The 13,795-nt window shown below is 47.5% G+C and carries 13 protein-coding genes; 10 read left to right on the top strand and 3 right to left on the bottom strand.

All coding sequences use genetic code 11. The features are described from left to right. Positions 1 to 6 precede the first annotated feature (6 nt). From queA to secF, 5 genes are all read left to right on the top strand, one after another. Entirely contained in the window at positions 7 to 1,047 is a 1,041-nt protein-coding gene (gene queA, locus ICN30_RS07045; protein ID WP_216274362.1) for a tRNA preQ1(34) S-adenosylmethionine ribosyltransferase-isomerase QueA, read from the top strand. Further along, the gene (gene tgt / locus ICN30_RS07050) at positions 1,040 to 2,197 is read left to right on the top strand and encodes a tRNA guanosine(34) transglycosylase Tgt (RefSeq protein ID WP_216274364.1); all 1,158 of its coding nucleotides are present in this window, start codon (positions 1,040 to 1,042) and stop codon (positions 2,195 to 2,197) included. The genes queA and tgt overlap by 8 nt, the downstream gene beginning before the upstream one ends. 122 nt (positions 2,198 to 2,319) lie before the next feature. Then, positions 2,320 to 2,646 carry a preprotein translocase subunit YajC gene (gene yajC / locus ICN30_RS07055; RefSeq protein ID WP_215375725.1) on the top strand — a complete coding sequence of 109 codons (327 nt, stop codon included), beginning with the start codon at positions 2,320 to 2,322 and terminating at the stop codon, positions 2,644 to 2,646. Between the two features lie 25 nt (positions 2,647 to 2,671). After that, the gene (gene secD / locus ICN30_RS07060) at positions 2,672 to 4,531 is read left to right on the top strand and encodes a protein translocase subunit SecD (protein ID WP_216274366.1); all 1,860 of its coding nucleotides are present in this window, start codon (positions 2,672 to 2,674) and stop codon (positions 4,529 to 4,531) included. A 3-nt stretch (positions 4,532 to 4,534) separates the two neighbouring features. Further along, positions 4,535 to 5,509, top strand: a complete 975-nt coding sequence (secF, locus tag ICN30_RS07065) for a protein translocase subunit SecF (RefSeq protein ID WP_216179624.1) — start codon at positions 4,535 to 4,537, stop codon at positions 5,507 to 5,509. 25 nt (positions 5,510 to 5,534) lie between these two features. Here the strand turns inward: secF and ICN30_RS07070 are convergent, their stop codons facing one another. Next, positions 5,535 to 6,917, bottom strand: coding sequence for a 3-deoxy-D-manno-octulosonic acid transferase (locus ICN30_RS07070; protein WP_370626609.1), 1,383 nt, complete (start codon positions 6,915 to 6,917; stop codon positions 5,535 to 5,537). After that, positions 6,914 to 8,293, bottom strand: a complete 1,380-nt coding sequence (purB, locus tag ICN30_RS07075; protein ID WP_216274369.1) for an adenylosuccinate lyase — start codon at positions 8,291 to 8,293, stop codon at positions 6,914 to 6,916. Before purB ends, ICN30_RS07070 begins: the two co-directional genes overlap by 4 nt. A gap of 94 nt (positions 8,294 to 8,387) precedes the next feature. On the opposite strand from purB, the gene ICN30_RS07080 reads away from it, so the two are divergent. Beyond that, complete coding sequence (locus ICN30_RS07080; protein WP_216274371.1) at positions 8,388 to 9,002, top strand: glutathione S-transferase N-terminal domain-containing protein; 615 nt, start codon at positions 8,388 to 8,390, stop codon at positions 9,000 to 9,002. Between the two features lie 4 nt (positions 9,003 to 9,006). Here the strand turns inward: ICN30_RS07080 and mnmA are convergent, their stop codons facing one another. After that, positions 9,007 to 10,122, bottom strand: coding sequence for a tRNA 2-thiouridine(34) synthase MnmA (gene mnmA, locus ICN30_RS07085; RefSeq protein WP_216274422.1), 1,116 nt, complete (start codon positions 10,120 to 10,122; stop codon positions 9,007 to 9,009). 175 nt (positions 10,123 to 10,297) lie between these two features. Here mnmA and ICN30_RS07090 point away from each other — a divergent pair, with 175 nt between their 5' ends. From ICN30_RS07090 to ICN30_RS07105, 4 genes are all read left to right on the top strand, one after another. Next, positions 10,298 to 11,428, top strand: coding sequence for a Re/Si-specific NAD(P)(+) transhydrogenase subunit alpha (locus ICN30_RS07090; protein ID WP_216274373.1), 1,131 nt, complete (start codon positions 10,298 to 10,300; stop codon positions 11,426 to 11,428). 24 nt (positions 11,429 to 11,452) lie between these two features. Then, positions 11,453 to 11,791: a proton-translocating transhydrogenase family protein gene (locus ICN30_RS07095; protein ID WP_011903634.1), complete on the top strand. Its 339-nt coding sequence runs from the start codon at positions 11,453 to 11,455 to the stop codon at positions 11,789 to 11,791. 32 nt (positions 11,792 to 11,823) lie between these two features. Next, complete coding sequence (locus tag ICN30_RS07100; RefSeq protein ID WP_216249409.1) at positions 11,824 to 13,191, top strand: NAD(P)(+) transhydrogenase (Re/Si-specific) subunit beta; 1,368 nt, start codon at positions 11,824 to 11,826, stop codon at positions 13,189 to 13,191. A 69-nt stretch (positions 13,192 to 13,260) separates the two neighbouring features. Further along, positions 13,261 to 13,731 (top strand): cupin domain-containing protein, encoded by a 471-nt coding sequence (locus ICN30_RS07105; protein ID WP_216274375.1) that lies wholly within the window; start codon positions 13,261 to 13,263, stop codon positions 13,729 to 13,731. Positions 13,732 to 13,795 lie beyond the last annotated feature (64 nt).

Raw genomic sequence — 13,795 nt, forward strand, 5'->3', positions numbered from 1 at the left:
AATGCTATGCAACTTTCCGACTTCAATTACGACCTCCCACCCGAACTAATTGCCCAGCATCCCCTGGCCAATAGAACGGATAGTCGCCTCCTAGAGCTGAGGGCGAATGGGGATAATGTCGCCCAACTGATCGATCGGCAGTTTCCCGACATTCTTAACCTTATCAAGCCTGGGGATTTACTCGTCTTTAATGACACCAAGGTTATTCCTGCTCGCCTGCATGGCAAAAAAGAGACTGGGGGCAACGTTGAGCTCCTGATCGAACGCATTAGCGGTGACAAGCAGGCCTGGGTACAAATTAGAGCCTCAAAGGTTCCTAAGACCGGCAGTATTGTTCATATACACAATAAGTCAGGGGAAACTTTCCCAGTAGAAATGATTGGCTATGACGGCCGATTCTATGAAGTGCGCTTCCCCGAGAATGTATTTGATTTACTTGAGCGCTTTGGCGAATTGCCACTACCGCCTTATATTGAGCATCAGCCGGATCAAGAAGATGCTAACCGCTATCAAACTGTTGTCGCTAAGAACCCCGGTGCTGTCGCAGCCCCTACGGCAGGCTTGCACTTTGATGAAGCTATTCTCAAGAAGCTAAATGAACTCGGAGTTCAGCAGGCCACCGTTACCCTTCATGTGGGTGCCGGCACCTTTACGCCAGTTCGCGAAGAAGACCTCAGCAAACACAAAATGCATTACGAATGGTTTTCAGTTCCGATGGAAACTATTGAGGCAATAGGGGCTACTCACAAAGCAGGTGGCAGAGTCATTGCAGTCGGGACAACCAGCCTGCGTGCCCTAGAAAGCCAAGCTCAAAGCCAACAAGCCAGTGGCGAAACCAATTTATTTATTACACCTGGTTACACATTTAAAACTGTGGATTGCTTGCTTACAAACTTTCATCTGCCAAAATCAACCCTATTAATGTTGGTGAGCGCCTTTGCTGGCGTAGACAATATCCGCAATGCCTATCAACATGCCATTCAAAATGAATACCGCTTCTTTAGCTACGGCGATGCGATGTTCTTAACTAGACAAACTCATGACTAAACCCGTTCACTTCAATATCCTCGCGCGCGACTCAGCGAGCCCTGCACGCCTTGGCCAACTTGATCTTCCTCACGGTAGCGTACAAACACCGATCTTTATGCCAGTGGGCACATATGGCACCGTGAAGGCAATGACTCCGCGGGATTTACATGAGGCCAAAGCACAAATTATTTTGGGCAATACCTTTCATCTGTGGCTACGACCTGGATTAGATGTCATTAAGAAGCATGGCGGCTTACACCGCTTCATGGGCTGGGATAAGCCCATCCTTACTGACTCCGGTGGCTTTCAGGTCTTTAGCTTGGGGGCGCTGAGAAAAATTTCCGAAGAAGGTGTGACCTTTGCCTCCCCAATCAATGGCGATAAATTATTTATGTCGCCAGAAGTGTCGATGGAAATTCAGGCGGTGCTCAATAGTGACATTGCTATGCAGTTTGATGAGTGCACACCTTACGAAGTCAAAGGACAAGCAACATCAGAAAAAACTGCACGCGCTTCACTAGAAATGTCGCTGCGCTGGGGTGACCGCTCCTTAAAACGCTTTCGCGAACTCGAGACAGGCAATGGCCTTTTTGGCATCGTTCAAGGCGGCATGTTTGAAAATTTGCGGGAATTCTCCTTGGATGCCGTCAGCCAACAAGGCTTTGATGGCATAGCTATTGGCGGCCTCTCCGTTGGAGAACCCAAACCCGAGTTTGAGCGCATCCTCAATTTCACGGCCCCTAAGCTGCCAGAGCACATGCCCCATTACTTGATGGGGGTTGGGACACCTGAGGATCTGATGCTGGGCGTCAGTCTGGGTATCGATATGTTTGACTGCGTTATGCCAACTCGCAATGCCCGCAATGGCTGGCTATTTACCCGCTTTGGCGACCTGAAGCTGCGTAATTCAGGGTACAAGGACGATGATCGCCCTGTTGACCCTACCTGCGCCTGCTACACCTGTAAAAACTTCACCAGATCCTACTTAAATCACCTCCAAAAGGCGAATGAGATCCTTGGATCGCAGCTCAACACCATCCACAATCTTTCCTACTACCTCCAGCTAATGGAGGAGGTCAGAGAATCCCTGTCTAAAGACCGTTTTAGCGCCTACCGCGAGGAATTTCATCGGAATCGCCAACGGGGCGTAGAGCCTGGACAGGATTAATACCCCTAGGGCAGTAAATCAGCCCTCAAAGCCCCATACAGTTTAGAATTGCGGGTTTACGGCTTCGCTTTAAAAGCCTAAAACTGAAGCAGTTTCCAATTGGTAATTAATGGAGGTTTTGTATGTGGATTAGTAACGCTTTTGCCCAGGCTCCAGCCGCGGGTGCAGATTCTGGTGGCTTAATGAGCTTCCTTCCCCTTATTTTGATGTTTGCAGTTCTGTACTTCATCATGATTCGCCCACAAATGAAGCGTCAAAAAGAAACTAAAGCAATGCTTGAGTCTTTATCTGTTGGCGACGAAGTAGTGACTGTTGGCGGCATCATCGGCAAAGTTACCGCATTGAAAGATCAAGTTGTTACTGTTGAAATTTCTGCTGGCACTGAAGTGCAGATGCAAAAAGGTGCCATCACAACAGTATTGCCAAAAGGCTCACTGAAGTCTGCTTAATACGTTTGTTTAAAAGTATCTTAATATGAATCGCTACCCTCTCTGGAAATACATAGTCATCCTCTTTGCATTATTAATTGGAGGACTATATTCATTACCCAATTTCTACGGAGAGGCTCCAGCGGTTCAAGTCTCGTCCGCCAAACCAACCATCAAGGTTGATTTGGCGACACAGTCTCGAGTCGAAAAGATTCTGACTGATGGCAACATTAGCAATACCGGCATCTTCTTTGAATCCGCAGGCAATGTAGGTTCAATCAAAATTCGTTTTAACAACACCGACATTCAATTACGTGCCCGCGACTTGCTGCAACAAAAGTTGAATATCGATCAGAACGAACCCAATTTCACAGTTGCATTAAATCTACTCTCCAATACTCCGAGTTGGTTGAATGCACTCAATGCTTTACCAATGCCACTGGGTCTTGACTTGCGTGGCGGCGTTTACTTCTTGCTGCAAGTGGACATGAAGGGCGCAGTTCAAAAGAAGGTGACTTCTTTAGCAACCGATATTCGTAGCCAGTTACGCGACAAATCAATTCGCCAGCAAGGTATTGAGCGCGGCCAGGACACCATCACCCTGACTTTCGGCAGCATTGAAGACGCAGAAAAGGCACGCTCTGTTTTAATGACTAGCCAGCCTGAACTCATTTGGCAAATTAAGCCTACCGGCCTGTCTCCTAAGTTGGTCGGCGAATTTAAACCTACTGCCTTGAAAGAAATTCAAGACAACGCCGTAAAACAAAATATCGTCACACTGAATAAACGCGTAAATGAATTGGCCGTTAAAGAACCAGTGATTCAACAACAAGGCGCTGAACGCATTGTTGTTCAGTTACCAGGCGTGCAAGATACTGCACGCGCCAAAGATATTATTGGTCGTACTGCAACTCTTGAGTCCAGACTAGCTGACCCAATTGTTTCTACGATTGCGATTGGTGAGACTCCACCTCCAGGCATGGATGTATTCCGCTTTGGCGAAACACGCCAAGGTGTATTCAAAAAATCCGTCATTTTCAGCGGCGATCGTATTACCGATGCGAGCGCTGGCTTCGATCAAAACCAACGTCCTGCTGTCAATATCTCCTTAGATGCTGCTGGTGGTCGCGTGATGCAAGAAGTAACTCGTGAAAATATTGGCAAGCCAATGGGCATGATCTTGTTTGAAAAAGGCAAAGGTGAGGTTCTCACGATTGCTACCATTCAAGGCGAGTTCGGATCTAAATTCCAGATCACTGGTCAACCAACTACCGAGAGTGCAAATGACTTAGCCCTCTTGTTACGCGCAGGTTCACTTGCAGCCCCAATGGAAATCATTGAAGAGCGCACCATTGGACCAAGCCTTGGCGCAGAAAATATTGAGAAGGGCTTCAAATCCCTCATCATTGGTTTTGCAGCAATCTCTGTCTTCATGATTGCCTACTACCTCTTATTTGGCACTTTCTCAGTGGTAGCTTTGGCAGTGAACTTGCTACTCTTGATTTCTGTGTTGTCGATGTTGCAAGCCACTTTAACTCTGCCAGGTATCGCTGCGATGGCCTTGGCGCTGGGTATGGCGATTGATTCCAACGTCTTGATTAACGAACGTATTCGTGAGGAGCTGCGCAATGGTGCCGCTCCGCAAACGGCGATCGCTGTTGGCTTTGATAAAGCTTGGGCAACCATCTTAGATTCAAACGTCACCACCTTAATTGCCGGCTTGGCGTTGTTGGCATTTGGCTCAGGCCCAATCAAAGGCTTTGCGGTAGTACATTGCCTTGGTATTTTGACTTCAATGTTTTCAGCAGTCTTTTTCTCACGTGGCCTGGTTAACCTCTGGTACGGCAGAGGTAAAAAAGTTCAGAAACTCGCTATCGGCCAAGTTTGGCGTCCACAGGAGAAATAAGCCATGGAATTTTTCCGGATCAAAAAAGACATTCCCTTTATGCGCCATGCATTGGCGCTCAATGCGGTTTCTCTAATTACCTTCTTAGCTGCTGTTTTCTTCCTCTGGCATAACGGACTTCATCTATCGATTGAGTTCACAGGCGGTACGGTGATGGAGGTTTCTTACCCCCAGACAGCCCCTTTAGATTCCATTAGGTCAAATGTAGAAAAGTTAGGTTACGCAGATACCCAGATTCAGAACTTTGGTAGCTCACGCGATGTGATGATTCGCCTACCGCTACAAAAAGATGCTGAAGGAAAAATGATTTCCTCTGCGGATCAAAGTGCAGCAGTGATGAAGGCGCTTGAACCAGCAACTTCCGGTGTGAAGTTGCAACGTGTTGAGTTCGTAGGTCCACAGGTTGGGCGTGAGCTGGCAATAGACGGATTGATGGCGCTGCTATTTGTGATCATTGGCATCGTGGTTTACCTCTCTTTCCGTTTTGAGTGGAAATTTGCTGTCGCCGGCATCATTGCGAACTTGCATGACATTGTGATCATTCTTGGCTTCTTCGCCTTCTTCCAGTGGGAGTTCTCACTCTCCGTATTAGCTGCAGTATTGGCGGTATTGGGCTACTCAGTTAACGAGTCCGTGGTGATCTTTGACCGTATTCGCGAAAACTTCCGCAAATACCGCAAGATGAATACCCGCGAGATTATTGATAATGCGATTACCAGCACCATCAGCCGTACCGTGATTACTCACGGTAGTACTGAGATGATGGTTTTGGCTATGTTGATTTTTGGTGGCCCTACCCTTTTCTACTTTGCCTTAGCGCTCACCATTGGTATCTTGTTCGGCATTTACTCTTCAGTGTTCGTGGCAGCAGCTCTAGCGATGTGGCTTGGAGTAACTCGCGAGGATTTGGTTAAGGGTGAACGCAAGCCTGAAGACACAAGCCGCAATGATGACCCAAACTTCGGGGCGCAGGTTTAAGGTTTAAGTTTTAAGTTTTAACTGATTAGTTAAGTGTGAAATTCTGATGCTCAAGGGCGGCTAATATTTTCTTAGTCGCACCTTGATGCTCAATCGAGTAGGCCATTGCAGCACTCGACATCTTTGCCAGTTCGGCAGCATTCAATAGCAATTCTTTTAAAGATTCCATCAAGGCAATTGGCTCGCTCAATGGCAGTTCGCCCTTGATGCGCTTTGCAGCACCCATCTCTATTGCATCTAATGCAGCCTGCTGGAAGTTATAAGTATGCTCACCAAGCAATACGGGGCAGCCAGCAGCACAAGCTTCAATGAGATTCTGACCGCCAAAGGGGAGCAGGCTGCCACCCATCACCACTAAATCAGCGGCGCTGTAATACATGGGCATCTCACCCATCGAGTCACCGAGAATCACATCAACCCCCGCATCACTCTTTGGTGTTTCCAGCCATTCCGTGCGGCGTCGAAACTTCAAACCAGCATCATCAATTTGATTGGCTACTTCCGAGAAACGCTCAGGGTGACGAGGCACCAAGCACAGCAATGGGGCAATATCAAATGCATTACTAAGAAGCAAATCCTTCCAAGCCTTCAGAATGACTCCCTCTTCACCATCGCGAGTGCTGGCAGCGCAGACCATTAGGCGCTGTTTGGAATGCAACTCTTGCTTCCAAGATTTACCTTGTTGAACCAGGCTTGGATCAAGCGGTACATCAAACTTGAGGTTGCCAACAATCTCCACTTTTTTAACACCAAGACTGCGATAGCGGTCAGCATCGAATTGTGTTTGAGCCAAGATGCCTGCAAATGCCTGAAATAAAGATCTACCAGCTTTACCAAATAGATTCACTCGACGAGCACTACGCTCAGATAGGCGCGCATTCACCAAAAATAATGGCAGGCCGATTTCTGCACAATAGAACACTACGGTTGGCCAGGCTTCAGTCTCCATAAACAAGCCGAATTTGGGCTTGAATGCACGAATGAAATTGGCTACAGACCAACAAAGGTCATAAGGCAAATAAACTTGGCGTAGCCGACCTGCGGCAATCGCTTTTGCAAATAAAGCGGCGCCAGTGCGACGGCCATTGAGAGTCATGTGTGTTAGCAGAACGGTTTCACCACGCTCTAGATAAGCTTCTATCAGAGGCTGAGCAGCTCTAGTCTCACCAACGGATACCGCATGAATCCATACTGAGCCCTGAGTAATATTTTTCCCATAAGCAAAGCCTAGGCGCTCAGCGAAATGACTTAAATATTCAGATGAGTGACGTGTACGCCAAGCCAGACGAATAAATGCGAATGGCAAGAGTAGATGCCAAAGCAATTGATAAACAGCAAACCAGAACTTGGGGCGGGCACCGTATTGCGAATCCTGCGGTGTGCGCCCAAGGTTTGGAGTCAAACTCACTTTTTAAGACGTTCGGTCAATTCGACCGCCTTGCCTAAATAAGAAGATGGAGTCATCTCAAGCAAAAGAGTTTTTGCATCATCCGGGATCTTCAATCCACGAATAAAGGTTTGTAAATCAGCCTGGTTAATACCTTTGCCACGAGTCAACTCTTTAAGTTGCTCATACGGGTTCTCAATGCCATAACGGCGCATGACGGTTTGCACTGGTTCTGCCAATACTTCCCAGCACTCATCTAAGTCAGCAGCAATCGCCGCATGGTTTACCTCTAGCTTACCCAAACCACGCAAAGCGCTGTCATAAGCTAAAACGCTATGGCCAAAGGCTGGGCCGAGGTTACGCAATACTGTTGAATCAGTCAGGTCACGCTGCCAACGAGAAATAGGTAACTTCTCAGCTAGGTGACGTAACAAGGCGTTAGCTACGCCCAAGTTACCTTCAGAGTTTTCAAAGTCAATCGGGTTCACTTTATGCGGCATGGTTGAAGATCCAATCTCACCCGCTTTAGTGCGCTGCTTAAAGTAACCAATCGAAATATAGGCCCAGAAGTCACGGTCCATATCCAACAAGATAGTGTTGGCACGAGCAATCGCGTCGAACAACTCAGCCATACCATCATGCGGCTCAATTTGAATCGTATAGGGATTGAATGTAAGACCCAAGCGCTTCTCAACTACATTTTTAGAAAAGTTTTCCCAATCAAAATTGGGGTAAGCAGATAAATGCGCGTTGTAGTTACCAACTGCACCATTCATTTTTCCTAGGAGCGGAACTGCGGCAATCGTTGCAATCGCACGCTCTAAACGTTTAGCGATATTTGCTAACTCTTTACCCAATGTACTTGGGGAAGCGGGCTGACCATGGGTACGTGATAACAAAGGTACCTTAGCGTTCTCAATCGCCAAATCCGTTAAAACAGAAAGTACTTTTCTGAGTTGCGGCAACAACACTTCGTCACGCGCCCCACGCAACATCAAACCATGCGAGGTATTGTTGATATCTTCAGAGGTGCAAGCGAAGTGAATAAATTCACTGGCCTTCAATAGGTCTGGACGGCCGGCTACTTTTTCTTTTAAGAAATATTCGACCGCTTTGACATCATGGTTAGTAACTGCCTCGATATCCTTAATGCGTTGAGCATCTGCATCTGAGAAATTTTCTGGCAAGGCCAATAAAAACGCTTCATCGGCTGCGCTGATTTTTGGAACATCCGGCAAACCTGCAGAAGCCAAAGCCAAGAGCCAATGGATCTCCACAAACACCCGTTGACGCATAAATGCAGCCTCGGATAACCAAGGGCGCAAGGCATCTAGTTTTCCTGCATAACGGCCATCTAAAGGGGAAAGTGCGTTGAGGGTAGAAATCGGCTGACTCACGAATATTGCCTTTACATTGAATGTGTCAATAAACCCTGATTTTAATCGTTCTTGAAGGCAACCCAATTTGGCTGGGGTGGCTATACTAAGCCACATGAAACTCATCGGATCCCTCACTAGCCCCTACGTACGCAAGGTACGCATTGTTTTCTTGGAAAAAAAGGTTGATGTAGACCTAGAACTCGAGAATGTCTGGGCTGCAGACACCAAAATTGCCCATAACAATCCTTTAGGCAAGATTCCTTGCTTGATTTTGGATGATGGCGAGGCTATTTATGACTCTCGGGTGATTGCTGAGTATGCAGACACTCTTAGTCCAGTCAGTAAGCTTATTCCAACAGGTAGTCGCGAACGCGCTACGGTTAAAACCTGGGAAGCCCTAGCTGATGGGGTGGAAGATGCCGGTATTTTGGCCCGCTTAGAAGTGACCTTACGGCCCCCAGAGCAGCAAAGTCCGGACTGGCTTACGCGCCAAATGGGCAAAATTGACTCCGCTTTAGCCCAAATGTCCCGTGAATTAGGCGAAAACACCTGGTGCCATGGTAACCAGATGACTTTGGCGGATATTGCCGTGGGCTGTGCCCTGGGTTATATGCTGTTCCGCTTCCCCAATGTCGCTTGGCAGGCTCAATACCCCAATCTGGATGCCTTGTATCAAAAGTTAATGCAAAGGCCTTCCTTTGCTGAAACAGCGCCCCCAGCAGCCTAAATCCCTAGGCGGAAATAATGCCGCCGCCTAAGCAAATATCACCGTCGTACAAAACGGCAGACTGGCCAGGGGTGACCGCCCACTGAGCCTCCGGAAAAGCCAGTTCAAAACTGAGAGGCCCTTCCAATCCTGTTGCAAGTGAGCATGCAGAGTCTGATTGACGATAACGGGTTTTTGCTGAATATTGTCCTGGCGCAGGAGCTGCACCGGCAACCCAACTAGCATCAATCGCAGATAACTGATTAGCTAGTAACCATGGGTGCTCATGGCCTTGGGCAACATACAGAGTGTTGTTAGCAACATCTTTACGTGCCACATACCAAGCATCGCCATTGCCATCTTGGCTACCGCCCAGGCCAATCCCTTTACGCTGTCCCAGGGTAAAGAAGGCAAGCCCCATATGCTCTCCAACCGTTTTACCCTCTGGGGTTTTGATGGGGCCCGGAGTACGTGGCAGGTAGCGGTTTAAGAATTCTCGGAAAGGGCGCTCACCAATAAAGCAAATTCCCGTGGAATCTTTTTTACGTGCATTGTGCAAACCAATTTGCTCGGCAATCTTTCGTACTTCCGTCTTTGGAATCTCCCCCAAAGGAAAAAGCACATTTGCCAATTGGCTTTGGCTTAAGCGGTGCAAGAAATAACTTTGGTCTTTACTAGCGTCCAATGCCTTTAATAATTGCACTCGACCACCTTCATGTCGAACCCGCGCATAGTGGCCCGTGGCGATAGCATCTGCGCCCAAACTCATGGCGTGATCTAAAAAGGCTTTGAACTTAATTTCTGCATTGCACAAAACATCGGGATTTGGTGTCCTGCCAGCAGCATATTCCCGCAAGAACTCGGCAAAAACACGCTCGCGGTACTCAGCAGCAAAATTGACGGCCTCGACATCAATGCCAATCATGTCAGCCACGGAAACGACATCTAGCCAATCCTGGCGTGCGGAGCAATATTCATCGCTATCGTCATCTTCCCAATTTTTCATGAAAAGGCCAATTACTTCATAGCCTTGCTGCTTGAGCATCCATGCCGCAACAGACGAATCCACCCCTCCAGACATGCCAACGACGACTTTGGATGGTTTTGAGGCCGGTATTGCGGAAGAATTGAGCGGGATCATCAAAAAATGCGAGAATTCAATATAAGCTGAAAACCCCATTGTAGAAGTCTTCCTTCAAACTTACCAAGATTCGAAGGAATGCCAAACGAATGGTGATCAGGGTAAATAGATAGGTAGTTGTTGACCTATTTAACTAAAATAGATTTTTCGAAAAATTTGCATTTGGAGACATGCCATGCGCATAGGCGTACCGCTAGAAATCAGACCCGGGGAAACTCGCGTTGCCGCGACACCAGAAACCGTAAAGAAACTGATTGGCCAAGGCCACACAGTCGTTATTCAAAAGGATGCAGGTGTTAAAGCCAGCCAACCAGATTCTGCCTATGAAGCAGTTGGCGCAACCATTGGAAGCGCAGCTGACGCCTTTGGGGCGGAGATCGTTCTCAAGGTGCGCGCGCCTGAAGCTGCAGAGCTCAAGCAAATTAAATCTGGCAGCGTGCTCATTGGCATGCTCGATCCATTTGATAGCGACAATATTGCCGCCATGGCTGCACAAGGTGTAACTGCATTCTCATTAGAAGCTGCCCCACGTACCACTCGTGCTCAAAGCATGGACGTCCTGTCTTCACAAGCCAACATCGCTGGCTACAAAGCAGTGATGGTTGGTGCAAATGAATATCAACGCTTTATGCCAATGCTCATGACTGCAGCGGGAACTGTTAAAGCAGCACGTGTACTAATCTTGGGTGCTGGTGTTGCCGGCCTCCAAGCTATCGCGACTGCGAAGCGTTTAGGCGCCGTCATCGAAGCGTCTGATGTGCGCCCTGCTGCCAAAGAGCAAATTGAATCTCTCGGCGCCAAGTTTGTTGACGTGCCTTATGAAACAGATGAAGAGCGTGAAATTGCTCAAGGTGTTGGAGGCTATGCCCGTCCAATGCCAGAAGCTTGGATGAAGCGTCAAGCAGCCTTAGTTGCAGAGCGTGCTCAACAAGCTGACATCGTGATTACTACCGCCTTGATTCCAGGTCGCAAACCGCCAGTTTTACTGCACAGCGACACCGTTGCTAATATGAAACCAGGCTCTATCGTGATCGACTTAGCAGCTGGTCGCGGTGATAACGGTTCAGGTAACTGCCCTTTGACAGAGGCAGACAAGATTGTTGAAAAGAATGGTGTGAAGATCATTGGTTACACCAACCTTGCAAGTATGGTGGCTGCAGATGCCTCCGCCCTCTACGCACGCAACTTGCTCGACTTCATGAAACTCATCGTTGATGCAGAAGCGAAATTAGTTATCCCAACTGATGATGACATCGTAACTGCCTGCCTCATGTGTCGTGATGGCCAAGCCGTCCGTAAAAACTAATAAAGAATTTTCAAAGGAAACATCATGGATCTCGCTGCGTTTCAAAGCATCCTCACAGTCCAAAACATCACCGTGTTTGTATTGGCCATTTTTGTTGGCTATCACGTAGTTTGGAATGTGACACCCGCACTTCACACTCCACTCATGGCTGTTACTAATGCTATTTCTGGAATCATTATTGTTGGTGCCCTACTTCAAACCGAAGTAATTGGTGGCGATGAGATCACCCTCACCAGCATCATTGGTGCAGTGGCAGTCTTCTTAGCCTCAATCAATATTTTTGGTGGCTTTATGGTCACCCGTCGCATGCTTGAGATGTTCAAGAAAAAAGCTCCTAAGGCTGACGCGGCTGGAACTAAATAAAACTAGAACAAGATCTTATAGAGACCACAATAATGTCAAACATAACAGCGATTTCCTATCTCATTTCATCGGTGCTTTTCATCCTCGCCCTGCGTGGATTGTCATCACCAACAACCTCACGTCAAGGTAATACCTTTGGCATGATCGGTATGTTGCTTGCCGTGATCACCACCTTCATGATTCCTGACTTTAAGCCAGTCTTCTCTTTAATCATTGGCGCAATTGTTGGCGGCGCAATCATCGGAACACTCGCAGCTAAGCGTGTACAGATGACCAAGATGCCTGAGCTCGTAGCGCTCATGCACTCCTTTGTTGGTTTGTCAGCAGTGTTGATTGCGATTGCGGCGGTATACAACCCTGCCCATGACCACACTGGCGCGCAAAAGATTGAGCTCTTTATTGGCGCATTTATTGGTGCAATTACCTTTACAGCTTCCGTCATCGCCTTCGGAAAACTCTCCGGCAAAGTTAGCGGTAAGCCAGTAACTTTTGCTGGTCAGCATTTGCTCAATCTCATCCTTGCGATTGGCATGGTTTCTGGTGGCGTCATGTACTTCATGACAGGAAGCCACGAAGCATTCTTAGTAATGTGTGCAATCGCATTGGTATTGGGTGTGACTTTGATCATCCCAATCGGTGGCGCAGATATGCCAGTCGTTGTATCCATGCTCAACAGCTATTCTGGTTGGGCGGCTGCAGGTATTGGTTTCACATTGAACAATCCAGTATTGATTATTGCCGGTGCTTGCGTAGGTTCTTCTGGTGCAATTCTGTCTTACATCATGTGTAAGGCGATGAACCGCTCCATCTTGGCAGTATTGCTTGGTGGCTTTGGTGCTGAAGCCTCTGCTGGTGGTGCTGATGATGGCGGTCCAAAGAACTACAAAACTGGCTCCCCAGAAGATGCAGCTTTCCTAATGGAGAATGCGGACACTGTTGTGATTGTTCCTGGCTACGGCTTGGCAGTTGCCCGCGCTCAACACGCTCTGAAAGAATTGACAGAGAAGCTCACTCACCATGGCGTCACCGTGAAGTACGCGATTCACCCGGTGGCAGGTCGCATGCCTGGTCACATGAACGTTCTCTTGGCTGAAGCTGAAGTTCCATACGATCAAGTTTTTGAAATGGAAGATATCAATAGTGATTTCGGTCAAGCTGATGTGGTGCTAGTGCTTGGTGCAAACGACGTGGTGAATCCTGCTGCTCGCACTCCTGGCAGCCCAATCTTCGGTATGCCGATTTTGGAAGCCTTTAAGGCAAAAACGATTATCGTGAATAAACGTTCGATGGCTGCAGGCTATGCAGGCCTTGATAACGAACTCTTCTATATGGATAAAACCATGATGGTCTTCGGTGATGCGAAGAAAGTTGTGGAAGATATGGTCAAGTCTGTCAGCTAATGCAGATAAACTGAAGATGTCACGATAGTGAATCAGAATGGCTAGTAAAAATTTACTAGCCATTTTTTTATGCCAGATGCCAAGAAAGATCTCATGTGCTCACTCAAGTACCTCATAATTACCTTTGTATTATTGCTATCTCAGCATGCTCATGCTGATGACAATCGAAAGCACTATTACACCGATATCCCAGGCATTGAAGCTAATGTTCTAATCAAAACTACAACATCATGGAATGGTGCCAAGCTACCCGCATATGGGGAAGGTCAACCTGAAATCACCATCATCCGATATAGATTTGCACCGGGCGCATCAATACCAATGCATATGCACCCAGTCATTAATGCTGGCGTTTTACCTCAGGGTGAGCTACAAATCTTTACAAAAACTGGTGAAAAGATAGCCCTCAAATCCGGTGAGCCACTGGTTGAACTCTTTAAAGAATGGCACTACGGCTTAAACCCAGGGACCGAACCAGTTGACTTAATTGTTGTCTATGCGGGAACGGTTGGAAGCCCTCTGACTATTCGTGAGAAGTAGGCTTAGCAATCAATCTGATTCAGTAATAAAAAACGCCTGGTCTTTTGAACCAGGCGTTTTAGTT

The organism is Polynucleobacter sp. 31A-FELB (assembly GCF_018882405.1).
In the GTDB taxonomy this organism is placed as follows: Bacteria; Pseudomonadota; Gammaproteobacteria; order Burkholderiales; family Burkholderiaceae; genus Polynucleobacter.

Excerpts from the sequence above, each read along its gene's own strand:
- queA (WP_216274362.1), top strand. The coding sequence starts at position 7 with ATGCAACTTTCCGACTTCAATTACGACCTCCCACCCGAACTAATTGCC.
- tgt (WP_216274364.1), top strand. The coding sequence starts at position 1,040 with ATGACTAAACCCGTTCACTTCAATATCCTCGCGCGCGACTCAGCGAGC.
- yajC (WP_215375725.1), top strand. The coding sequence starts at position 2,320 with ATGTGGATTAGTAACGCTTTTGCCCAGGCTCCAGCCGCGGGTGCAGAT.
- secD (WP_216274366.1), top strand. The coding sequence starts at position 2,672 with ATGAATCGCTACCCTCTCTGGAAATACATAGTCATCCTCTTTGCATTA.
- secF (WP_216179624.1), top strand. The coding sequence starts at position 4,535 with ATGGAATTTTTCCGGATCAAAAAAGACATTCCCTTTATGCGCCATGCA.
- ICN30_RS07080 (WP_216274371.1), top strand. The coding sequence starts at position 8,388 with ATGAAACTCATCGGATCCCTCACTAGCCCCTACGTACGCAAGGTACGC.
- mnmA (WP_216274422.1), bottom strand. The coding sequence starts at position 10,122 with ATGATCCCGCTCAATTCTTCCGCAATACCGGCCTCAAAACCATCCAAA.
- ICN30_RS07090 (WP_216274373.1), top strand. The coding sequence starts at position 10,298 with ATGCGCATAGGCGTACCGCTAGAAATCAGACCCGGGGAAACTCGCGTT.
- ICN30_RS07095 (WP_011903634.1), top strand. The coding sequence starts at position 11,453 with ATGGATCTCGCTGCGTTTCAAAGCATCCTCACAGTCCAAAACATCACC.
- ICN30_RS07100 (WP_216249409.1), top strand. The coding sequence starts at position 11,824 with ATGTCAAACATAACAGCGATTTCCTATCTCATTTCATCGGTGCTTTTC.
- ICN30_RS07105 (WP_216274375.1), top strand. The coding sequence starts at position 13,261 with ATGCCAGATGCCAAGAAAGATCTCATGTGCTCACTCAAGTACCTCATA.